The 23,299-nt window shown below is 28.5% G+C and carries 24 protein-coding genes; 6 read left to right on the top strand and 18 right to left on the bottom strand.

Features of this window, described 5'->3' with window-relative positions; all coding sequences use genetic code 11:
• The 10 genes from ACI48P_RS21090 to ACI48P_RS21045 form a co-directional block, all read right to left on the bottom strand.
• The coding region (locus tag ACI48P_RS21090; protein WP_475219324.1) for a recombinase family protein at positions 1-284 on the bottom strand (284 nt) is incomplete at its 3' end.
• Between the two features lie 45 nt (positions 285-329).
• Positions 330-1,421 carry a hypothetical protein gene (locus ACI48P_RS21085; protein WP_475219322.1) on the bottom strand — a complete coding sequence of 364 codons (1,092 nt, stop codon included), beginning with the start codon at positions 1,419-1,421 and terminating at the stop codon, positions 330-332.
• A gap of 264 nt (positions 1,422-1,685) precedes the next feature.
• The gene (locus tag ACI48P_RS21080) at positions 1,686-2,387 is read right to left on the bottom strand and encodes a hypothetical protein (protein ID WP_475219320.1); all 702 of its coding nucleotides are present in this window, start codon (positions 2,385-2,387) and stop codon (positions 1,686-1,688) included.
• A gap of 3 nt (positions 2,388-2,390) precedes the next feature.
• On the bottom strand, positions 2,391-3,797 hold the full coding sequence (locus ACI48P_RS21075) for an AAA family ATPase (RefSeq protein ID WP_475219318.1): 1,407 nt from the start codon (positions 3,795-3,797) through the stop codon (positions 2,391-2,393).
• Between the two features lie 383 nt (positions 3,798-4,180).
• On the bottom strand, positions 4,181-5,515 hold the full coding sequence (locus ACI48P_RS21070) for a hypothetical protein (RefSeq protein ID WP_475219316.1): 1,335 nt from the start codon (positions 5,513-5,515) through the stop codon (positions 4,181-4,183).
• Positions 5,516-5,627: 112 nt separating this feature from the next.
• Positions 5,628-6,836, bottom strand: coding sequence for a restriction endonuclease subunit S (locus ACI48P_RS21065; protein ID WP_475219314.1), 1,209 nt, complete (start codon positions 6,834-6,836; stop codon positions 5,628-5,630).
• 15 nt (positions 6,837-6,851) lie between these two features.
• The gene (locus ACI48P_RS21060; RefSeq protein WP_475219312.1) at positions 6,852-8,396 is read right to left on the bottom strand and encodes a type I restriction-modification system subunit M; all 1,545 of its coding nucleotides are present in this window, start codon (positions 8,394-8,396) and stop codon (positions 6,852-6,854) included.
• 29 nt (positions 8,397-8,425) lie between these two features.
• Positions 8,426-11,188: a type I restriction endonuclease subunit R gene (locus ACI48P_RS21055; protein WP_475219310.1), complete on the bottom strand. Its 2,763-nt coding sequence runs from the start codon at positions 11,186-11,188 to the stop codon at positions 8,426-8,428.
• Positions 11,189-11,338: 150 nt separating this feature from the next.
• Positions 11,339-11,974, bottom strand: a complete 636-nt coding sequence (locus tag ACI48P_RS21050) for a hypothetical protein (RefSeq protein WP_475219308.1) — start codon at positions 11,972-11,974, stop codon at positions 11,339-11,341.
• A 175-nt stretch (positions 11,975-12,149) separates the two neighbouring features.
• Positions 12,150-12,509 (bottom strand): hypothetical protein, encoded by a 360-nt coding sequence (locus tag ACI48P_RS21045; RefSeq protein WP_475219306.1) that lies wholly within the window; start codon positions 12,507-12,509, stop codon positions 12,150-12,152.
• Between the two features lie 1,114 nt (positions 12,510-13,623).
• Between ACI48P_RS21045 and ACI48P_RS21040 the strand changes: the two genes are divergently transcribed.
• Positions 13,624-13,908 carry a hypothetical protein gene (locus ACI48P_RS21040; protein ID WP_475219304.1) on the top strand — a complete coding sequence of 95 codons (285 nt, stop codon included), beginning with the start codon at positions 13,624-13,626 and terminating at the stop codon, positions 13,906-13,908.
• Between the two features lie 164 nt (positions 13,909-14,072).
• Here the strand turns inward: ACI48P_RS21040 and ACI48P_RS21035 are convergent, their stop codons facing one another.
• Positions 14,073-14,372: a hypothetical protein gene (locus tag ACI48P_RS21035; protein ID WP_475219303.1), complete on the bottom strand. Its 300-nt coding sequence runs from the start codon at positions 14,370-14,372 to the stop codon at positions 14,073-14,075.
• Between the two features lie 310 nt (positions 14,373-14,682).
• Between ACI48P_RS21035 and ACI48P_RS21030 the strand changes: the two genes are divergently transcribed.
• Positions 14,683-15,096 carry a hypothetical protein gene (locus ACI48P_RS21030; protein ID WP_475219301.1) on the top strand — a complete coding sequence of 138 codons (414 nt, stop codon included), beginning with the start codon at positions 14,683-14,685 and terminating at the stop codon, positions 15,094-15,096.
• 2 nt (positions 15,097-15,098) lie between these two features.
• On the opposite strand, the gene ACI48P_RS21025 is transcribed toward ACI48P_RS21030, so the two are convergent.
• The 4 genes from ACI48P_RS21025 to ACI48P_RS21010 all read right to left on the bottom strand — a co-directional run bounded on the left by ACI48P_RS21025 (position 15,099) and on the right by ACI48P_RS21010 (position 17,146).
• Positions 15,099-15,227, bottom strand: a complete 129-nt coding sequence (locus ACI48P_RS21025) for a hypothetical protein (protein WP_475219299.1) — start codon at positions 15,225-15,227, stop codon at positions 15,099-15,101.
• A gap of 20 nt (positions 15,228-15,247) precedes the next feature.
• Positions 15,248-15,898, bottom strand: a complete 651-nt coding sequence (locus ACI48P_RS21020) for a hypothetical protein (RefSeq protein WP_475219298.1) — start codon at positions 15,896-15,898, stop codon at positions 15,248-15,250.
• A 133-nt stretch (positions 15,899-16,031) separates the two neighbouring features.
• On the bottom strand, positions 16,032-16,760 hold the full coding sequence (locus tag ACI48P_RS21015; RefSeq protein WP_475219296.1) for a GIY-YIG nuclease family protein: 729 nt from the start codon (positions 16,758-16,760) through the stop codon (positions 16,032-16,034).
• Between the two features lie 137 nt (positions 16,761-16,897).
• On the bottom strand, positions 16,898-17,146 hold the full coding sequence (locus ACI48P_RS21010; protein WP_475219295.1) for a hypothetical protein: 249 nt from the start codon (positions 17,144-17,146) through the stop codon (positions 16,898-16,900).
• A 199-nt stretch (positions 17,147-17,345) separates the two neighbouring features.
• Here ACI48P_RS21010 and ACI48P_RS21005 point away from each other — a divergent pair, with 199 nt between their 5' ends.
• Positions 17,346-17,645 carry a hypothetical protein gene (locus ACI48P_RS21005; protein WP_475219293.1) on the top strand — a complete coding sequence of 100 codons (300 nt, stop codon included), beginning with the start codon at positions 17,346-17,348 and terminating at the stop codon, positions 17,643-17,645.
• A 1,299-nt stretch (positions 17,646-18,944) separates the two neighbouring features.
• Here ACI48P_RS21005 and ACI48P_RS21000 read toward each other — a convergent pair.
• Together ACI48P_RS21000 and ACI48P_RS20995 are read right to left on the bottom strand one after the other, a co-directional pair.
• Entirely contained in the window at positions 18,945-19,658 is a 714-nt protein-coding gene (locus ACI48P_RS21000) for a hypothetical protein (protein ID WP_475219292.1), read from the bottom strand.
• An 828-nt stretch (positions 19,659-20,486) separates the two neighbouring features.
• Entirely contained in the window at positions 20,487-21,659 is a 1,173-nt protein-coding gene (locus ACI48P_RS20995; protein ID WP_475219290.1) for a replication initiation protein, read from the bottom strand.
• A gap of 517 nt (positions 21,660-22,176) precedes the next feature.
• Here ACI48P_RS20995 and ACI48P_RS20990 point away from each other — a divergent pair.
• From ACI48P_RS20990 to ACI48P_RS20980, 3 genes are all read left to right on the top strand, one after another.
• The gene (locus ACI48P_RS20990; RefSeq protein WP_475219288.1) at positions 22,177-22,401 is read left to right on the top strand and encodes a DUF1659 domain-containing protein; all 225 of its coding nucleotides are present in this window, start codon (positions 22,177-22,179) and stop codon (positions 22,399-22,401) included.
• Positions 22,402-22,434: 33 nt separating this feature from the next.
• Entirely contained in the window at positions 22,435-22,665 is a 231-nt protein-coding gene (locus ACI48P_RS20985; RefSeq protein WP_475219286.1) for a DUF2922 domain-containing protein, read from the top strand.
• Positions 22,666-22,870: 205 nt separating this feature from the next.
• Complete coding sequence (locus tag ACI48P_RS20980; RefSeq protein WP_475219285.1) at positions 22,871-23,017, top strand: YvrJ family protein; 147 nt, start codon at positions 22,871-22,873, stop codon at positions 23,015-23,017.
• Positions 23,018-23,033: 16 nt separating this feature from the next.
• Here ACI48P_RS20980 and ACI48P_RS20975 read toward each other — a convergent pair whose 3' ends face one another.
• Positions 23,034-23,291 carry a Mor transcription activator family protein gene (locus ACI48P_RS20975; RefSeq protein WP_475219283.1) on the bottom strand — a complete coding sequence of 86 codons (258 nt, stop codon included), beginning with the start codon at positions 23,289-23,291 and terminating at the stop codon, positions 23,034-23,036.
• Positions 23,292-23,299 lie beyond the last annotated feature (8 nt).

Below are 23,299 nucleotides of genomic sequence, written 5' to 3'. Positions count from 1 at the left end.
TCATATATCATGGCCAACAAATTATATAAGCTCCTGTGAATTCTATCATTTTTATAAACTATAATCATGTCTATATCAGTTGACTTTACATGATTCATCATCTTATCATACTCTGGTCTATCAGTTGATTTACCTGATACAGCTTTATCTATAAATATTTCATCTATCACGATATCGTGAAGTTTAGCATACATTTTAATTTTCTCTTCCTGGTCCTTAAGTGATGTATTATCAACTTGCATTAAGGTCGATATTCTACAATAACCTACAGCTTTTTTCTTCATTTCATCCTCCAAGTGTTGTCTAATCTAAATTAAAGTATTTGTGCTTTATATTGCTTCAATCCTATACCCAAAGGTTTCTATATGCTTAATATATATTTCTGGACACTCTCTATAGAAACATATATCATTTTTTGTTATTTTAATTTTTCTTAATTTATAATAATCACCATTAGAAGTTATCCATAAATTTTCATCAACCTTCTTTAGCCCAACTCTATGCTCTAGTAGTACCTTTACTCTATTTAATTCATGGTCTACTGCTCGTTCTAATAACCTTATTGTATTATCAATTTCTATACTGAAATCTTCTGTAATATTTTTTATTATTTCTTGTTTTGAACTTACTTTGTTATTTATATATTTCCTATGCTCAATTATATATGCTTCATAAGCTTCTTGTTGCACTCTTGAATATAAACATGTTGTATAAAACTTACTATGTTTATTAAGCTTTGATTCAATTTCTGAGTTTATATATGGCTTATTTTCATTAAATGTAACTACTGTAACATCATGTTTTCCCCAAACATCTTTATAATTATTTCTTATATTTATTTCATTCTCACCCAACATACAAAATAAAGTTTCATACCTATCAGTTTTTAATCTGCATATAAATTCATCTCTGCTGCTTGGGTATATCCCTGTTATTCTATGCTTCTTATATTTGAATTTAATAGACACATCTTCTTCAGTTATTATCTTGTAGTCATATGGTATTGATATTTCAAAGTTGTTAGTTATCTCATTTTTTAACATCAATATTACACTACGAGTTATAAACTCTTTACTTTTATAGAATCCGTCTATCTCTGAGTTATATCCTCCAACTGCTTTATTCTTAAATATACACTCCTCACTCATTTTATTTTTAGATTTATGTTTTACAAAGAATTGTACTATTGTCCCATTTTGCTTTTTATAGGTCCTATTTATAGTTAGCTTTTGCAAACAATATGGGCAAATTAAATTATTTTTTATTGTTACTAAATCTGATCTTGCATCAATAAAATAAAATTTATCGTTTATCTCAGTTAATATGTAATTTAGATGATGTGAGTTGTTGTTTAATATCCTATGCTCTATTAGTAAGTCTAATTTATTATTTATATCAGACTTAATTTCTATTAATTTCATCTACGGTTCCCCCTATTATAGATACCCTTTTTAATATAAATAGTCAAGTTTGTCGGCTCAAACTTGACTGTTTTAATATAATAAATACCGTTAACTTAAGTATTTTAAATGTATTATCCATAAATATAATTAGTTATTTTTTTAATTTTAATATCTAATATTCTAATTTATTTATCAAAGTTTGTCGAATCGATAGAAAATTATATTTTATGTTTTTTATCAAAATAAAAATGGATAACATCAGTCATCCATTTTTACTACATCCTATATATTAAAATATAGATGAAAATTACAATATCTACTCAGTGAATTGTTACCTTCTTTTATAAATGACCATGTTGCTTTGTGGTCTCCTGGTGCCGCAATTTCATCTTTATTCAAAAATTTTATAAAATCTTCTTCATTTCCATCAAACAACTCTACAAAGTCAAAAGCGTAATCTGATTTTAAGTCTTTATCTAAATTTCGTTCATTGTGAAGTACATGATCTAAGTTACAAGAAAAATAATATGCACGATAACTTGTTCCACCAACTTCTGGTAATGATGATATTCTATCCATAATACTAGATTTCTTTTCATTTCTATTTAAAATATTATTTTTACTATTGCCCTCAATGGTTGTATCATTGTAAATAAAGCCTGATTCAATACTTTTATTTTCTATAAAAGCCTCTTGATTTTTTATGTATGCTCCATCTATATCTATTAAGTGTATTATTTTAGAAATATCTTCTCTTTCTATTCCGTTTAGTCTTTTGATAAATTTTTTAACTTCGTTATTTATTCTATTTACAATATTTTGTTGTGTTGAATATCTATCGGCAGTTATATCTCCATGAAATACTTGGAACTCTACTTCTTCTTTATTTATAAGTCTAGAGAGAATTAAACTCAATGCATCTCTATCTGATGTTCCTTCAACGATAAATAAAATTATCTTTTTGGTCTTATTTTTAGAACTCATGTATTACCTCTTCCATGCTTTTCTAAAAGCATATGAAATTTCGAATTTATTACTTGATTCATAAACAGTTTCTTTTTGTCCACCTAGTAATATACTTTTTAAATATACATCCCTTAGATTATTAGTACTCTTAACATTCTCCATTGTTATATATCTATTATTAGGATTAGTTGTTGTAAATACTATACAGTCTTTATCTAGCTTTTCTAGTGCTCTTAGGTTATGAGAAGTGAATATAAATTGTCCCTTAGCATTTTCACTAACAACTTCTAATATTTCACCTAATAAAAATTCATATATTCCTGCATCCAATTCATCTATTGCAAGTAATATTTGTTCATTATTATACATAGCTATTAATGCACTTAATACAGATACTATTTTTTTAATTCCATCTGACTCGTATTTTAATGGTATTTCTATATTTTTTCTTGAAGAAATAAGTTCTACTCTGAACCCTTCTTTTCCTATTTCTGATGTTTCTAGTCCATAATTTTTTAATCTAATATTTAACTCTGGTATTATTGCATTTATAACTACATTTATTTGATTAATTATTCTATTAAGTATTTCAAATTTTTCTTTATCTATGAAAGAAATACTAAACATTTTAATAGCTATATTTCCTGAATACCAGTCTTTACCTTCTTCAATCCTAAAACTAAATGGCATAATTTGATTTGTATTTATTACACCTAGTTCATCATTTTTAATAACAAATAAATTTAATTCAGCAAAAATATATAAACTATTTATGATAGTTATATAATCTTCATTCTTCACAAATCCTTTTTCAAGTATAGATTTAGTTTTTTTATTGAAAATAAATGATGTCCTTAGTTCCTTTGATATTTCTTTAGCCACCTTGAATTGCACATCATTTTCTTTATTTAAAGCTATTATTTCTTGATATCTTGTTTTTGGCTTAAATACATCATCTTTAAAATTTTCTTCATAATCAACAATTGTAATTCTATTTGTCCATTTTCCATTTTCTAACTTTGAATATCTTAACTTCTCACTCTTTACTTGAATGTTAGGTCTATTACCACTTTCAGTGTCATCTTCGTCACTTTTTTCTTGAATTTTTTCTATTTCTACATTATAAAATGCTTTGAATGATTCTTCCTTGTGTGTTATTAAGTACTCAAAATAAAGAGAAGTACTATTTTTATCCGCAGATATGTAATTAATAATATCATCTGTTAACTTTCTGCCCGATGCAATTTCTTTAAAAACATATAAACCATCAATAACTGATGTTTTACCTGATCCATTTTGTCCATATATTCCTAATACATGTTTAAAACTAGATTTATCTGTTGTTTTATTATAGGTAATTGTTCCTTTTTCTACATTTTTAAAATCATTTAGCTCAATCTTTTGTAAACTAACCACTATATCCTTCATTATCCATTACCTCCGTATACACTATATATATATCATTAATATGTCTTTTTTACAATATTTTTAATCAAAACGATATAAAATATTTCATTTTGATTATTTTTTTATTAATATATGCTTTTTTAATGTTATTTATAACTTATCTATAGAGGTGCTTATATTTTTTTAGTATTTCCCTAAGAATGAAACAAATATAAGATTTAGGTATGTGTGTAAAAAAATTGCCGGGTATTGGTATTGGAAGTTTTTTATAGAAAATTTAATTACCTAGAGTAATAATAATGTAAACTATAAAGATAAATTTTATAGTTATTTTCAAATTTGACTTTAAATTTTAAAAATACAATTGCCTTATATAAAAAAGACAGATTTCTCTGCCTTTTTCATTAAAAGTTAGTTTTTCTTCTATATGAATTCATTTCATGTTTATTTTTTACATCCTTACAATTAAAAATATAACCTATAACTTGTTTTTCTAATTTTCGGGAGTCTATTAAAGCTAGTTCTTTAAACCTTTCAATAGTTTCTTTAAAGCTTAAGATTATATATTTATCATTTTTACAATTTCTAATTATAATTTCATCAAATTGCTTGTTAACATCCTCAATTTCAAAGTTTCGCCTTTCTATAATCTCTGAAATTGAATCAAGTATTGTTTTTATAGTTGCTTCATTTCTTATTTTTGAATTTTTAAATATATTATCTATACTTATATCTTCTAGTGACTCTTCTCCAAAGATTAAACTTCCATAGCTAAGTGCAAAGTCTTTATATTTATAATCTACTATAGCAAAGCCCTTATTTCCTATATCTATTTGATAGTATATCTCCCTTGATGATTCGGATATTCCTATTATTTTCATGTTATAGTCCCTTAAGTATTTATTAAAGTCTTCAATAACTGATTTTATAAATTTAATATCTCTTACCCTAAATATTGTTTTATCAGATACAAAACCATCTTCCTCTAAATTAAATCTAGACTTATCATTCTGATCTATACTTCTAAATATCTCTTTAGTGGCAACAAATTTATCATTTTTATTTTTTTCTATGTATTCACTTATGCTATCTTTTTCAACTTTAATTTGTGGTAAAATTTCTTTGATTTTATCTACTATTTCAATTTTTTCATGACTTTCTAAATTAAAATCTATATATTTTTTATGTAAGTTAAATGCTTGATTTTTTAATAATGTGAATTTCTTAATTGCTTTATTTTTTATTATAATTGGGCTTTTTTCAATGAATAGTTCTAGTTCTCGAAATGTCTTTTCTATATTGTTTATTGATTTATTTATTTCTGCTCTTCTTTTTATTACTGCTCTTTCTTTAAGTAGCTTATCAAGTTCAATTTTATCAAGTATACCAAATTGATTTACACATATACTTCCTACAATCATATGTTTTTTGTTAAATTTATTTTTTATATAGTATAAATTCTTAATTGGATGATTGCATATTTGACAATTTTTAATCTCTTCTTCATCTATTTCTAGTGTCTTAGATTTATCAACTTCCCATTCTTTTGGCGCTTTACTACTGATAGCATTGAATATACCTCCATTAAAGAAATTTCTCATTTCTTCATCCAGAGCATTGATTTCTGAATCTTCTAGTCCCGGTGTATCTTCTAAAAATGCTTTAAATTTAGGATAATCTTTTAGAATGTCACTATTTAATATAAGGTTCTTTTCTTTTTCAGTAACTAACCTTGCCATAGCATCATCCCCCCTTTTTAATTATATATAAAATTATACACCATATATTACTTTTCATTGTAAATTTATGGTGTATTTTGGTGATTTTTATATATTATATCATAAATGAATATTAAATAAACATCTGTTGCAATAATCCTTTTTTATATTCATTTAAATAATCTAACTTCTCTTGCTCTTTCTCAATCTTAATATCTATATTTATTAGTAACCTTGATATTTTATCTTGTTCTTTCTTTATTGGTAATTTTATTTTTATATTATAGAAATCTCCATGGTTAAGATCTGGAATAGTAGATGTACCTGCTAATCTAATTATATTCTTTTGTATTTTATGAGAAGTCAAAACATAATATAAAAACATCTTATTATACTTACATCTATCATAATCTATCTTGAAGAAGTTATTATGAAAAGCTCCTCTTACTCCAGTTACTACTTTCCCAGTGTTTCCAGTTCTAGTCATTAAAATATCATCTTCATCACAAATTACAGTTTTAGGAGGATTTTCTATATAGTATTTAGTATCTGAACTAGATTTTAAAAACTCATTTGTTATATAAAAATATCTATTCTCCCCTTCTGATGTATATCTATCTGATATTGGAATTTGTAATCCCTGGTTTATTTTAACAAAATCTTTAAATCTTCTCTCTTCCCACTCAGGATAATCTCTACCATCATCATCTTTAAACCTTAACTCCATGCTAAAAATCTTTTGCATAATACCTGCCTTATAATCTTTAAGCATCTCTAATTTTTCACCTTGAAGAGAAATCTTATCATCAATTAAAGAAAATACAGAAGTTATTTTTTCTTGTTCTTTTGTTGAAGGTACAGAAATATTTATATTGCTAACTAAATCGGTACTTAAATTTTGTTGCTTTGTACCTTGTGCATATTTAAGCCCGATTTTTTCTCCATATTTTATATACCAGTAATACAAGAATTCATTAAATGTATTTGATTTTGGTGTAAAAGCCATACATGCTTGACTTATAGTAGCTTCTGTATTTAGTATAGAGCAACTTCCTCTAGTTCCACTAGCCTCTAGCCCATATATTGCAATTATAAATGTTCCAATAGGATATTTTTTCAAATTACTTTCTTTTAATGCTACATCTGTTATTTTATCAATTGTTGAGTTTATATATTTATTTTTTAATTCCCCACTAGTTACCCAACAGTTGCTACCATTGAAATACTTTTTATTTGATTTACTTGGAGTCGTTCCTGATGATAGATTAAATTCATTTCCTATAGTAGTCTTATTCCAATCTCCACTAAACTCCTTAAATCTAAGTTTTGGTGTCTTATTCATATCATCCACCTCCCCTTATAATCCAAGCTCTTTTAAATACACTGCTAACTCATCATCAATACTAGCCATCTCTTTATCAATATTAGCTATTCTCTCACTAACAGCCTTAAGATCTATTGGAGCTTCCTCTTCAAAAGTATCAACGTATCTTGGTATATTCAAGTTATAATCATTCTCTTTTATCTCATCCATTGAAGCCTTATAGCTGTATTTATCAATCGTTTCTCTATTAACATAAGTCTCCACTATCTTCTCAACGTGAGCATCAGTTAAATTATTTTGATTCTTTCCTTTTTCAAACTCATTTGATGCATCTATAAATAATATATTATCTCCGTTCTCTCTGCACGTCTTAAACACTAATATATTAGTTGGTATACTTGTACCAAAGAATATATTAGCAGGAAGCCCTATAACCGCATCTAATACGTTTCTATCCTCTATCAGATACTTTCTTATTACTCCCTCTGCTGCACCTCTGAAGAGCACCCCATGAGGAAGTACAACTGCCATTGTTCCATTTTCATCTAATTGATGTATCATATGTTGAACAAATGCAAAATCTGCTTTTGACTTTGGAGCTAACTTACCATAAGCACTAAATCTTTCATCATCTAAAAATTTAGCATCAGCACTCCAATTAGCCGAGTACGGTGGATTGGCAACTATCGCTTCAAATTTCATTCCTTCATGCTCTGGATGTTCTAATGTATCATTATTTTTTATATCAAAGTTTTGATATTTAACATCATGTAAAAGCATGTTCATACGAGCTAAGTTGTACGTTGTTGAAGTAAACTCTTGCCCATAGAACTTTCTAACATTTGCTTCTTTTGCTACGCGAAGAAGTAGTGATCCAGACCCACAAGTAGGGTCATAAACATTTCTTAAGTCACTCTTTCCAATAGTTACAACCTTAGCTAATATCTTTGAAACTTGTTGCGGAGTATAAAACTCGCCCGCCTTTTTACCTGCATTTGCAGCAAATTGAGATATTAAATATTCATAAGCATCTCCAAGTACATCTATCTCCGTATCTTCATGTGAGAAATCTATTTGAGATATATTTGCCATTACTTTAGCTATTAGTTTTGAACGAGTTTTTACATCTCTTCCTAGCTTTGTAGAAGCTAAATCCATATCATCAAATAAATGGTCAAAATCTTCTTGGCTCTCATACCCTATTGTAGATTCTGTTATATCATTTATTGCTCCTTGAAGCATTTCTATGTCAAATGTATTATCTTCTATTGCTTTTAAAAGTGTTGAGAATAGGTATTTAGGCTCTATATAGTACCCTAATTCTTCTATTAGCTCTTCTTGTAAATCTTCTCTTAATTCTTCATCTGCAAAAGCTTCTTCATAGCTTACTTCATCTTCTTCTAGTGCATCTAATGCTACTTTTTCTACTTTCTCACTAAGATATCTATAGAAAATAAGTCCCAGTATATAATTTTTAAATTCATTCGCTTCCATATTTCCTCTTAAGTCATTAGCTATAGCCCATAACTTTGAGTGAAGCTCTCTTTGTTGTTCTTGTTGTTTTTCACTTGTTTGCATGGTGTTTCTCCTTATCTTTGGTTAAGTTCTTAAGCAAATTTTCTGACATGGTTATATATAAAGTTTTTAACTGAGTTTACTAATACTTTTCTAGCTGATAACTTAGGTTTTAACTCTACTTTTATACCTTGTTTTATATCTTGAGTATTGATTATTCCTGAGTATTCATACTCTGAAATATACTCTTTTATAGAGTATCTATTTAAACCTATTTCCTTTGAGAAGCTTTCTACATCTTCTTCTTTTTTAACTTCTTCAAATTCTTCATAGGCTATATCTATATCATCATCTGCTCCAAGGTCTGGTACTACCTTGTTTAAAAACTCTTTTAGTAAATCTACTTTAAGCCTTAAATCTTCGTTATCCGCTCTATCAAGCTCTGTTATTACATTTTGAATATCACGAGCTTTCTTTTCATTATCTGATAAATCTATATCTCTAATTAAATTCATAATATAGCCTACATTTATTCTATCTGTATGCATAAGCTCTATACTAAAATCAAGGTCCTGAAGTATTGATTCTTTCTCATTATCACCTTTTTTAGTTTCATCATATATTCTTAAATACTTACTCTTAAAATCTTGATATGTTTGTTCACTCATTCCGATTTTTTCTTCATCAAATTCAAACTTCACAAACGTATTAAGTTTCGTAAGTACCTTAGTTAATTCTCTAAAACTTAATATGAATTTCTTTTTTTCTTCTTCACTCTTTAGATCATCTGTAGCTTCTGGTGTCTTAGCTATTTGATATAGATTTTTTAGTTGTTTATTCCATAGGTCTAGATAATACTCATACTCTTGCATAAGTACTACATCTGTATTATCTGTCTCAGAAAACAGACGTATTGCATCATCAGTATTTTTCTTTAGATTTCTATAACAAACTATATTTCCATATGGTTTGTTATCACTTTCAACTCTATTAGTTCTTGAATATGCTTGAAGTAAATCATGATATTTTAAGTTTTTATCAACGTATAATGCATTTAACTTTTTACTATCAAATCCAGTTAGTAGCATATTTACAACTATTAAAATATCTATCTCTGCCGACTTTACTTTCTTACATACATCTGAGAAATAACTTGAAAATGCATCTGTTGAGTGGTTCGTATTAAACTCTTTATTATAATCTCCAATTATTCTCTCTAATGAGTCTCTTGAATACTCATCTCTACCTTCACTATCTTCATTAGCTCCATAACTGAAAATGCCTGTTATTTTTAGGTCATGGTTAAGCTCTTTAAACTTATCATAATACTTTACAAGCATTGGTATACTTTGAACTGTAAATATAGCTGTATATTGCTTATTTTTAGTTTTAGTATTATGAATATCTATAATATGGTTTGCTATTTCAGATATTCTCTCATCTGCCATAAATGCTTCTTTTGTATCTATTCCTTTTACCTTTTGGTCATCATCTTCATCAAAAGCACCTCTGATAGTACTCATGTACTCTACTGAGAATCCTAATACATTTGCATCATTTATAGCATCTTTAATTAAATAGTGATGTAAGCATGAGCCAAATAAATCTGCTGTTGCTCTACCATCTGAACTTCTATTTTCATCTAATCTTGGAGTACCTGTAAAACCAAAATATTGAGCTTTTGAGAAGAATTTATTTATATCCTTATTCATATCTCCAAACTGAGATCTATGGCACTCATCTATTATAAATACTACCTTTTCATCCTTGTATTCTTCCATTACTTTAGCATATTTATCATTTTTAACTGCATTAGCCATCTTTTGTATTGTTGTAACAACTAATTGTCTAGTAATATCTTGTATTTGCTTAACTAATACATCTGTTTTTTCACTTCTATCAACTGCATCAGCCTCAAATTTATTGAATTCTTCTACGGTTTGCTTATCTAAATCTTTTCTATCAACTAAGAAAAATACTTTCTTTATACCCGGCTCATTAGCAAGTATTTGACTAGCTTTAAAAGATGTTAGAGTCTTTCCACTTCCTGTTGTATGCCATATATATCCATTGTCATTAGTTTGAGAAGCTCTTTTTACTAAGGCTTCTACTGCATATATTTGATATGGCCTCATAACCATTAGTAATTTATCTGTTTCATTAACTATTATATATCTTGCAATAACCTTTGATATGAATGATCTATCTAAGAAAGTTTCTGTAAAATCTGATAGCTTACTGATTCTCTTATTTTCTTCATTACTCCAAAAAAATGCATGAGAGTATAATATTGATTTATCACTATTTGCAAAGTATTTAGTATCTACTCCATTGCTTATAACAAACACTTGAAGGTATCTATATAAACCTTTTAGTGATTCCTTTTTATATCTATTTATTTGATGAAATGCTTCTTTAAAATCAAGCCCTCTACGTTTTAATTCTATTTGGACCATTGGTAGCCCATTTATAAGTATTGTTACATCATAGCGGTTTATTCTCTTTCCTACTACTGTTGTTTGATGAGTTACTTGGAATCTATTTTTGCTCCAATCTGTAGGATTAAATAATTCTATATATACCTGACTATCATCATCTCTATCTAATAAAACTTTTTGCCTTAAAATCTTTGCACTTTGAAATACACTTTTACCTTCAATCTTTGTAAGTATTCTTTCAAATTCTTTATCTGTGAATTGCTCATTATTTAATTTAGCTTTGTTATGTTCAAATAACTCACTTCTAAAGTTATTTTTTAATTGCTCTTCATCAGTTATTGTTACTCTATTAAACCCTTGGTTTACAAGTTGCTTAATTAGATTTTCTTCTAACTGTGCTTCACTTTGATAACTCATATTCCCCTCCAATTTCACCTAAAGTTTTTCTATGCATGGAGTTATTAAAGCTGTATAATTTAAATATGAATTTGATGCCACTAAGGGCAGAATAAACTTTAATAACTTTTTATAAACCACTTTAATTAAGCTGCTATTAATTAAGGTGGTTTATTTTATATCATCATAGAATTTAATGTATTGATTTAATATATAATTTAGTAGTTCTTGTTGAGTCACTCCACTATCTTTTAGATCTTCTGCTATTCTTTCAAATCCTTTTTGAACTTCTACATCTAGTTTTAATGTCTTGGCTCTGTAGTCTCTTTTTGCTTGTTTGAAGTTGTAAATATCTTTTACTATATCTTCTTTTTTCTCAATATTACTATCTGTAATATCTTTGTAATATTCATTTAGACCATCTAGTATTGCCTTTATTCTATCTACGTTGTCCACTAGATATAATAGGCTATTTTTTTGGTTGTTTGATATTTCTAAGTTGGTTGTAATATTTTGTATTACTGGAATATTACTAACTTCCTCCGGGGTAGTTTTTATATTACTTTCTGTAATATTACTGTAATATTTCTTTTGTTCCCCCGCTTGTATATCAGTATTTCCAAGGATGTATTGCTTTTTACTCTGGCTAAACTTGTAACCTGCCTTACTAAAGTTCCTACTTATGGTCTTTCGAGACATCTCCAATTCTTCTGAGAAAGCTGTTAATGTTTGACCTTCTTTTAAGATGTTATTTACATGATCTATTTGAGCTAATATATCTAAGTTTTTGAATTGTTCTTTATTCAATTTTTTCACCTCCCATAAATATTACTACTTGTAATATTATATATTACTTTTATACATTTCTGTGTTTTTAAATATAAAAATAGGAGCAGATGCTCCTATACATTTAGTTCGTACTATATTAATATTATTTTTCAAACCTGATAGATAAATTGAAATTTGTCGCTTTGTTAATCATTCAAATTCTTTTATTTTCCTGATGTTCTTTTGCAACAGCATATAATTTAGCCGGAGTCAGTTTACTTAATTCCGGATTATTGACTAATACCCTTACCACATGTTTATTGATAAACAAATCTGATGTCTCATAGTCATAACCTTTCTCAAGAAGTAAATATTGTTCCAATTCTCTACATGGAGAATTTATGAATTTCTCATTCTGAAATATATTTAATGCTTCTTCTTCGTTAATGTTACAATACTTTTTTATTAAACGAAGAATTTCTTTTGCTTCTATTTTTGCTTCATATAACGCAGCTACTATTGTTTTTTTCTCTCTAAGTTCTATCTGCCGTTCTTCTAATAAGCTATGATACATTTTCTTCTCCTCCAGTCTACAAATTCATATTTATCTATATTATAACATTTATAGAATATATAATGTTTTATCAAGTTATCTTCTATATGTATAGGATAAGAGTTGAAGAAGGAGCAAAAAGCGCTCCTACATCAACTCTTTTTATTTATATGCTAGGGTCAAAAGCTATGGGGTCTAGTCTGACCTCACAGATTGCAGCAAAGAGCGCTGCAAACTGTGATGCCAGACTAAAATCCTTACACTTCTAATATTTTGGTTAACTTTTGCTTATGTATTTTCATTTATTGAATTTATATCACTTATCTTTTCTCACTCTAATTCTTTGCATTTTTTCCATATTACAAGTAGTAATACAGTTATATTACTACTTGTAATATACTATATTACTTTTATATTACTCTACCTGTATATATTGATATATCTAAGTTTTGATGTTTTTGTTATGGAGTTTGGCTATCGCCACCGCGCTTTACGTTCCTATCTTTTGAGCAAAGAGCGCTCAAAAGGATATCCACTACAATCGCTAACTCAAAACCGTCTCTTAATCAAAATTTCCATGTATATTGAAAGGTTATAAGTATCTCGTTAGTTGATAGTTAAAGATAGACCTATCGGTCCTGCCCCTCTGACTAATCCTCAACGCACGAACACGTCTCACGATAAAATACTTCGCAAGCATCATATTGCATATCATGCCTGCTTCGTATATTATCGCTCGCTTGTGTTCATAGCTTTTGAGGATAGCCATTCACTGCCCCGTCGCCCAATGCCCTGTGTGTTGCTTTTTGTTTGGTTCATGGCTCCAAATCAAGATAATCGTCCTCCACGTTTGCTTTAACTTACATTTATAAGTTAATAAGAGTTTAGTCTCTTTTATAGCAGCTATGTAGTTATAGCTACTTGGTGTCGGTATTGTACATACCACTTGGTACACCGCATTGGATAAAACCATTGCTCCGCTATCCAATGCTAGATATGCTTTGACTTTTAAGGCAAATACTAACGAATAAATATAAAAGTCGATACAAGCTAAAATACGGACTTGTTTGATAGATAAAATAGATTTATAAATGTTATAATTTTAATATTATATATATTCTAGGAGGTTTTTTATATGAATTATAAATATAAATATGAACTAAAACTGGCTTCTAATAGAAATTCCGTTAATTTAATTAATCATGCTGTAAATATTACAAATGCAGTTAATAGTGTATTTGCATCTAGTTTGGTAAGCTTAAAGATACATCAACGATATTATGAATATGAAATAGATCATGAGGTAACAAGAAGTGAAATACAAAAGGTTGGCAAAGAATTAGTTCAGCTCGATCCTATATTAAATGATTTGAAAGCAATTTATACAGGCTCAACACAACTATTTGCAGAAAAGAAGTAATATTGCTTCATATCTATTATTTAGATTTCATTAACCAAAAGAGCCCAAATAGCAAATGATTTTAATACAGATTATTTTTTATCAATTCATATCAATACAGCTAGCGGTAGAGCTATAAGATATATAGACATACTAAAAGCTCCTAATCAGGAGCTTTTAACCTTTTAATTTATCTTTATCGCCTCAACTGGTAAATCATTTATATCATATTCAACCCTTAACTTTGAGCCTTTGGCTTGTCTTATTCTATCAATTAAAGTTGTATCTAATTGAATACTTTTTATAAGAGCATTAACGCCTTCAGTATATCCCTCTACTAGATTTTCTCTATACTCTTCTACATCCTCAAACTCCCTTATCCCCTCTATATCCTTGAATTTAACCACATCTTCCTCTGGTCTATATACTCCCTCAATCATTACAACTTCCCCATCAGCTTCCAATATAAATAATAATTCTTTCATGTTATCCCCCTTGAAATATTTTTCTCGATACCGTGTATAAAACTAAAAAAACTACTTAACAATATAGCTATAAAGGTATTAGAAATATTTTATCTAATTAAAATATAAGTCACGATATCGTGAACTTGGAAATATTCACTTTACCGTGAATGTTACACACTATGCTATAGTATCTATTAATATTGATATCCCTATACATAACTAATTGATTATCATTCGTTTCACGATACCGTGAAACAGTTTTATAAGTTTTATACTTAGTTTTACACTTTAAATTATATATTAAAAATTTGCTTGGAGGTGCTTAGAAATGGCCAAAGGTAGTTTCAATGGGTTATATACATTTGACGATATAGCGAGAATTTATAGGATGGATAATTCAACATTAAGGAAGATGGTCCAGAAAGAAAAATTTATAATTGATAAAGATATAAAAAAATTTGGTAAGACATGGATTATCACAGAAGATGCAGTTCGTAGGAATTTTGGGCTTGCTCCTTTGCAGTTATACAACCAGGAATTATCTTTAGAGATACTTAGACAAAAAAGAGAAGATAAAATAAAAAAAGCAGCATTAAAGTCTGCTAATAAAAAAGTTAGAGTTCCAAAATACAAAGAACCTAATAGTATTGATGCTGATGAGTTTGATGGTGCTTTTGAAGAATTAAAAGAAATAGTAGTTGATGATAAACTTGTTATGAGTTCTTTCAACTTCGGTGAATAAATTTACTTTGTAGTAGCTTGGGATTTACTTTTTTCCTCAGCTACTTTTATTTTTATATATTCTAGTATTAACTTTATATTATCTGGTCCTATCTGCTCCTTTAGATCCACTGCTAGTATATCTTTTTTCATTCCCCAAAATATTCCCCTCTCTATTTTTCATTTATTAATTTATGAATTAACCCCACAGAACATTCAAACCTAGTAGCTATCTCTTTTATAGTATTTCCACTTTCCCTAAGACTTTTAATCTCCATAATCTGCTCATCACTAAACCTAGCTCTCCTGCCAGCACCTCTAGCATTATGTATAAAAGAGTTTTTCTTTATCCCATCTAAATCCTCTATAGTTCTCTTAAATTTTTCATCAGCCAACTCAGCCCACTTACCATGATAATATAAATAATCCTTTCTATATCTATCTACATCACTTAAAAGCTTTTTATTCTTATTTTCTAACCTAGCAATAATATCATTTAAGCAAGCTATCTTCTTTTTAAGCTCCTCTACCTCTAACTCAGGGGACTTATTAATAGCTTTATTATCTATTGGTCCTAAAGTAATATAATATTTATTACCACTCGAATACAAATCACTAGCTACTTCTCTAAAGCCTTCTATAAGCTTTTCAAATCTCTTTGCACCTAAATTTACAAACCTATCAGTCTTATGATTAAAAGCCCATATAACAACCTTATTTTCTTCTTGATTAACAGTTATTTCAATATTTCCATCCATATTATACGTATCTCTTAAAGTACATATATTTGTATGCTTATCTAGTATTTCTTTAAATATTTTCATATAATCACCCATTCACAAATTAATTTATGAAAATATTTAAACCACTATAGAATAAATAACTATCTATTAAAAAAGAGATGAAAGCATAGCTCCCACCTCTTCTGTTATCAATATATATTATTTTAAATTTACTCTATAAATTGAAGTATAATGGCATTCTAGCACTTTTTGTATATTTCTGTGTTTCTAAAAATACCCCTGTTGTCCCTCTGCCTGGACCATTAAAACTTTCTGGAACAATACGATTTTCAACAAAATCAATTTTAATCTCTTTCATTAATTCAGGAAGTTTATATATCTCAACCATTAAGTTATACTTCCAATAATTACAATTGTATTTTTCAGCATAGTGCTTTGTTATAGATAACTGTTTCTTTGTATAAAAGCTAACAATTATAGAATTATCTATTGCAATCATTTTAATATCATTAGAATTATTACTAGTAGGTCTCCACTCATCACCTTTTTCATATATTCTTAATCCGTACATTTGTGCTTTCATAATTGTGTCATGAATGTTTTGGACCGTTGAATCATAAAGTAGCTTAGAAATTGTTTTTATTTCCTGTTCTGTGCATCCTACAACAATCTGTTCTCCACCTTTAGCTAAATTATAGCCAATTGATGGGTTTCGTGATTGATAAAACTCTATCCAATATACTTCTCTTTCATTTAGTAATTCGAGAGTATCACATTCTTCTAAAATCTCACACTTAAAGTTTTCTTTTCCATCTCTTTTCATAATATATTTAAACCAAGATCCAGAACCGTAATAATATGGGTCAAACATATTCCCTTTATGTTGTCCTATATATATTTTATCGTTAAGTAAATTTGTTGTTTTATAAACATAGCCATACAAATCAACTTCTCCCCCTCCAAAGTTACAATTAAATTTATTTATTATATATATTTTAATTCTAATTAATTTTACTAACTTTTAAATATACAAGCGTGTTTCTATTGTAACACAACAATTTAAAAAGAAGCCTAAAAGTCTTAGGCTTCCAAAAGATGTACATAATCGTCATTTAATTCCTCTCTAGAACCGTTCAAACCAGTAACCTTATATGAAATACTATTACACTTACAAATCCCGTTAAACATCTTATATTCCATCTCACTATTAAATCTAAAATTTATATTTCCATCTACAACCTCATACTCACCGAAAAAATGACCATTCTCACTTCTACTACTAAAATCCGATAAATACATTAAACTGCATTGAGCCTTTGATATATACACTTGATTTTCCTCCGATTTTTTAATTAATTTCATATCTATATTGTTCACTATATAGACAGAGTTTATACCTTATAAACGTTTAAATACCAACATAATACAAGAAAAAAAGATACAGAAAACTGTATGGAAAGTTCACGATATGGAGATAATAAAAGTATAGAAATAAATAAAAAAACACATAAAAATGGAGGCTAAAAAGATGAAAAAAGAAAAAAGAGTAGTAACACTAAAAAACAAATACATATCAACTAGAGCCGAAGCTGAGAAAGTACAAAAGATACTAACTAAACTAGAACTAAATACACAAATCAGAAAAGTAACATCAGGAAGCTACTTAATAGAAATAACTAACTATGAAACTAAAATGGACCAAATGCAAGACCTAAGAAACACCGTAATGCAAGGTACAAACTACGCTATATATAAGACACAAGATACCTGGTCTGAGCTAAAGAGAAGACAACTCGAAAGAGATACAAGAGTGCTAATACAAGCTTAAAACAAAGGCTATGATTATAATAACAAGTAAACCAAGAAATCGAAAAAATATAAATAAAACTATCAAAAGTACCTTTTAAAAAAAGGGTACTTTTTTACCTTTAACAATAACTGACCAACCCACGGAAATCTGACAAATCTCAAAGACAATCCCCCTCCGAGCAATTCTTCTTAAAAGCTATTATCTGTAATGCTTTAGAAATCATATTTCGATAAGTCTGCAATATAAATAAAAATATTTTGCCATAATATGAGCATATAGAATATACTTCGATACAGTATCTCAAATCCTAAGACTTAATACAGCTATAAAACTAGGCAAAATATATCCTCTGGTAGAAGGTCGAACTCCACTCGACCTGTTCGCAGACTACCCACCAACTATCTTTCATTGCCTATTTAAAGAGCAACCCCAGGGCATCGGGCTTGGGGCGGTGAATAGTCCTCACCTCTTCGATTAAGTGACTTTGAATAGTGTAAGATATTCTTATCATTAGCTTACTCTATGAAAAGGTACTATAAATAAAAGGACTAGAGGGGCAGGCGATTAGCCATGTTTATACCAAGAAACTAAATCCAAAGGTCCAAAGAAAATAAATATCGTCACCGTGAATGCAGCAATAGGCAAAGCCTTGTCCCATTTGTGACATCTTTTTCGTCACATGGGACACGACACGGTGATGATGAAGACGACCAACTAACAAAAGCTAATGATTTTGCTTTAAATTTCCAAAAATAAAAATGCTCTTAAAAGATCTTAAAGGTCTTAAAGGACAGTAGAGTATATACAGTATAGATAATATATATTCTAGAGTATCTGTGCTAAAAAGATACTTTAATAGTAGTACTATCACTCAAAAATAAAATAATACAAGAAGCTAAAAAAGGAAAAAATATATATTGATAAGCGTTTCGTTCTACCCATAAAACTAACTACACCAAGGCGAACTTTGCAAAATGAAACTGGCCTGAACCAACTAGGGTGGCGAGGGTGGGCTATAGCCAAGAGAAGCTAATGCTCACATAGGTTTTTGGTTTTAGCGGAGCGTAACAGTCTAGTCAAAAGCGTCTCATCTTTGACTAGTCTGTGGAGCGTAGCCTGACCTCGTAAGCTTTGACCCTAGAATAAAATAAAGATAGGTAGTGTAGCCAAAACGCTTCACCTTGACTACTCTACCTATCAACCTCTCGTAAAAAAGAATTAATGGAATTAATTATAACTAACGTAAATGACAAGTTTTTTCCCCCCAGGGGTTCTTGAGGGAAACTTTGTTTCCCTCTCGCTAAAAACTAATCTTATTTAAACTGCTCTAAAGCTAGTAAACATTTTTTTCATATGTTGCATTGCAGAATCTTTATATATTCTAGTTACAGCCTTAATTTGTAGATTCATCGGTGCATCTTTAGAATATAATTGATTAATACGTATACCTGCATTTCTTACTATTTCATCTAAGTTAAATAATTTTACAGCTTCTTGTGCAACTGTGTGAGCAATACCAGCAGTAAGAGCCACTGATGCTACTGCAAGTATAGATGATGCTACTGACAGTATTGATTTAGTAAGATCAGGATTTATCGTAAATGTATTGATCAATTTATAATCATAATTTCCTTTGGCAGCAATCATACGTTCTCTTAATTCACTAGAATCTGTATCATTAATATTACCTGTTGAAACTTCCCCTGTTGCTGTAATCTCTCCATCTATTTTCACTGTTAAACTTTTAATACCGCTGTTTTCATCATAATATTCATCTATTGTAAGATGTGACTTTTTACCCTTTTCATCTATTATTACTGCTGACTTCATATCTTCGCTTGCTGTGTATACAAAACTAGCTTCCTTTTCTAAATCTTCAATTAGATAATTGTTTTCACTAAGCAAAGTTATTGATACTTTTTCATTTGGACTAATAGTATTTGTTTGGGCACTAGCTACACCACTCATTACCATCATCATTGCCATAGATGTTGACACAATTTTTAATACATTCCCCTTTAGTTTTCTCATATCTTTTCCCCCTCGATTAAATTAATTAACAAATAATACTAATTATATCGATATTTAGTATTATTTGTTAAAATCTACCTTTTTAACTTTATCACTTAGTTTAATTGGTGTAAATGATTTTTGTACTTATAATTTAATTTTTATTAAAAATGTTTTCATTGCATATATGAATTGATATAATAGGATTATATTTAATAATAAAAACATTGGGGGGGAAATAAGATTTGCTAAAGAGTATAATTATATCGATTTATATATCATCATCAATATTATATTTTATTTATAATTTCTGGTGTTATAAGAAAAAAGAAGTTGTATATTTTATAAGTGGGATCAGAATAAGTGGTATAAAAAGAAAAAATGTTACCGTGCTAAATGATAAATATTATAATACTCAATTTTTATTTGCTATATTTAACTGCTTGTTAATAATAATAGAAAGTATACTGATAGTTCCGATATCCCTAAGTCAAGATTCAACTATTCATAATACTGTACCTGTATTGACATTTGTAGCTATTAATTATTGTTTAAAATGGATATCATTAAAAAAAAAATATGTAAAGTTAACCTAATATAGCTGTATTTATTACATATTATAGTATTTACTTTTGCTATTTCTTCTAATTAGGATAGAATGCAAAAATCGTATATTAAGCAAAATAAGCATTTAAATTTAATACTTTAAGGTTTTTCCAAGAAAATAACTGTACAATTTTAGAATATATATATTTCATTCTATTTTGAATAGTTATTTTGTATTTCAAAACATTACGAAATCTTATTTATACATTTAATGGTCTTAGCATTTCACTTTGTCGTGAATTACTACCAAAACATCTCAATATTTCTTTGATGTTCAATATCTTCTTTTTCCTCTATCTTATACTCCACAATTTTATTATCCAAAGTCCCCTTAAAGAACTTGTACGAAGTCGCTTTAATAGTCTCTACGTCATCCCTATCAAGAACCACCATTACAGCATCATCAAAGGCTTTTTCCATGTATTTATTCTTAAAGTCAACACCTCTAAAGTCCTTTTTAAAACTTCTTAAAGTACCTTTAGTAAACAACTCTTCATCAGGTACAAAGGGCTCAAAGTCACATTCTTTTGGCTCCATTATACCATCTATATCAGCACTAAACTTAGGTTTAAAAATCGGCTCTTCTTTATCGTCACTAATACAACTCTCAATAGTAACAGAAACCTCTTCAATTACTTCACTTGGTGTATCTATTAAAACCTCTTCCTTAGTAAAATACTTTCTTTTATCCAAGTCTTTTACTATAAAATCTATAGAATCAACTTTTCTACCAACTTTATTTTCTTTTATATCTATCTCAAAGTATCCTGTTTCATTAAGCTCTTTTATAGCTGGTAGTATAACTCTTCTCTTAAAGTCTCCATATAGGTTATACTTTTCCTCTATTTGTAACAACTCTTTTAACTCTTCAACTTCATAATTTATAACTTGCTTAGTTCCACTCCAAACTCTTAACAAATCATATAACCTTTGAGCATAATAATTATTCATTCCCAATTTAACTATTAAATTAATCGGTGTGTGTCCTTCCCTTTTGTCATAATAATTCTGAATTAAAGCATATATCTCTTCTGTAGCTTTTACAGTAAACACATCTTTATCTTCATCATAGATAGATCCATTTATAAGTCCAAACCTATGCCACTTATACTTATCCTTACCTTTTATCTTTTCAGCTATTAAAATCTCCTTAACTCTAAGAGATTCCAGTAAATCACTTACTCCTTTTATAGTTTTATCCTTTTCTTTTCCTATTAAATTTCTAAATTCATCTCTATGAATATCACAACTTAAAATACCATCTTTTTCTTTTTGAAATTTATATAATAAAAGCTCAAATACCCTATTTTGAACTAATGTCAAATTATATTTAGCTTTAACTAATGCATTATGCTTCATCAATACCTTTATATCTTCATCTGTTCCAAATTGCTTCCTAAGCTCATCTTTATCCATTTTTCACCTCTAATATTTTGTACATTTTATATATAATACTATAAAAAAAATACTATGACAATCAATTTCCTAAATGTCATAGTTACACTTCCTAAATGTCATATTAGATTTCCCAAACGTCATATTAAATTTCCTAAGTGTCATAGTTAGGCTTCCCATATGTCATAATATACTTCCTAAATGTCATAGTTAGCTTCCCATATGTCATAATTAAAGAGCTTAACCCAAGTAATACCAATACTTACAGATATGTCTAAATACTATTAAATACTATTAAATACTTTTTTAAATACTAGTAAAGACTAGTAAAGGTCATTTTTAGTAACAGACTTTGTCGTTACCAATATGACCAAAGGAAATTTTTCTGTTCTTTTCTGTCCTATTTTCACACATCTAAAATAATCACAATACAGTGAAATATTTCGTTTAAATATTTTATTTTTCATAATCAATATAACTCACTAAAATTAAGTTAATCTATAGATTTCAAAAAATATAAATTAGGAGGTAAACTACTATGGCAGTTACTGAAGTAAAAAACCCAAGTTCATTAAGATTAAGTTACGACTTTGGAAAAGATCCAGAAACACAAAAGGCAATTAGAAAGAATAAATCGTATGGATCATTAAAACCTACTGCATCAGCTCAAGATGTATATGATGTTGGTGTAATGCTAGCCTCATTACAAGATGGTATTTTAATAAATATAGCAAAATTAGATAATACAACTATAGCTCAGTAGTTATAAAAATTTTAATATAGGGGGAACTTAAAAATGGCGAGTATAATGAAAACTAGACTATTAATGACTTTCAAAGACGAAGATGCGAAAAGAGTATCATTAACAGTTGATGAACCTAGAACAGATATAACAGAAGTAGAAATAAAAGATGCTATGGATTTAGTAGTTTCTAAAAATATATTTGCTCCAAATGGACTAAGTATAGTAGGTGCAGTTGAGGCTAAAATAATAGTAACAGACACAACAGAATACGACCTAGTATAAGCTTACTACTCACAAAAATAGGGCTTCTCATGAAGTCCTATTTTTTATAATTCCAACCGCTAATGATTTAAGCAACGGGATGTGAAATGATTCGCCGACGCAGTCGCTCAAAGCTTGCCGAGCAGACGTTGGCGATATGAAATAGTTCGCAGACGTAGTCGCTCAAGCGAAGCGAATTTCAAATTACAAAGGAGGATAAATCACTATGGAAGAGATATATAATAGCGTTGCTAACCTTGGATTTCCAATTGCAATCACATTCTACCTATTGATTAGAGTTGAAGGTAAATTAGATAAATTAAGCTCATGTATTTCAGATTTAAAAATATCTATAGATAAAATGAATAATTAACTTTAATCCTTGTTTCCTAACGAGGATTTTTTATTATTTGCCTAATTGAACTGGTAGTTAGATTATATTTCTTTGATAGTTGCTTTATAGAATAGCCCTCACTGTAATAACTTAATATTTCTTTATTCCTGATAGTATTTTCAAGTGTTTTGACTGTTGGAATGTATATGTTTTGTCCTCCACTAAACTCACAAATTTCAATAAATTTATCTAGACCCATGACCTCCACAATGTCACTATATTGTGAAGGTATATCTTTAAGTTCAATTCCCAATATTATCC

It is taken from the genome of Romboutsia sp. LXY-2 (assembly GCF_056171995.1).
Note: the sequence above shows the minus strand (reverse complement) of the source record. Positions and strands in the feature narration are given on the sequence as shown.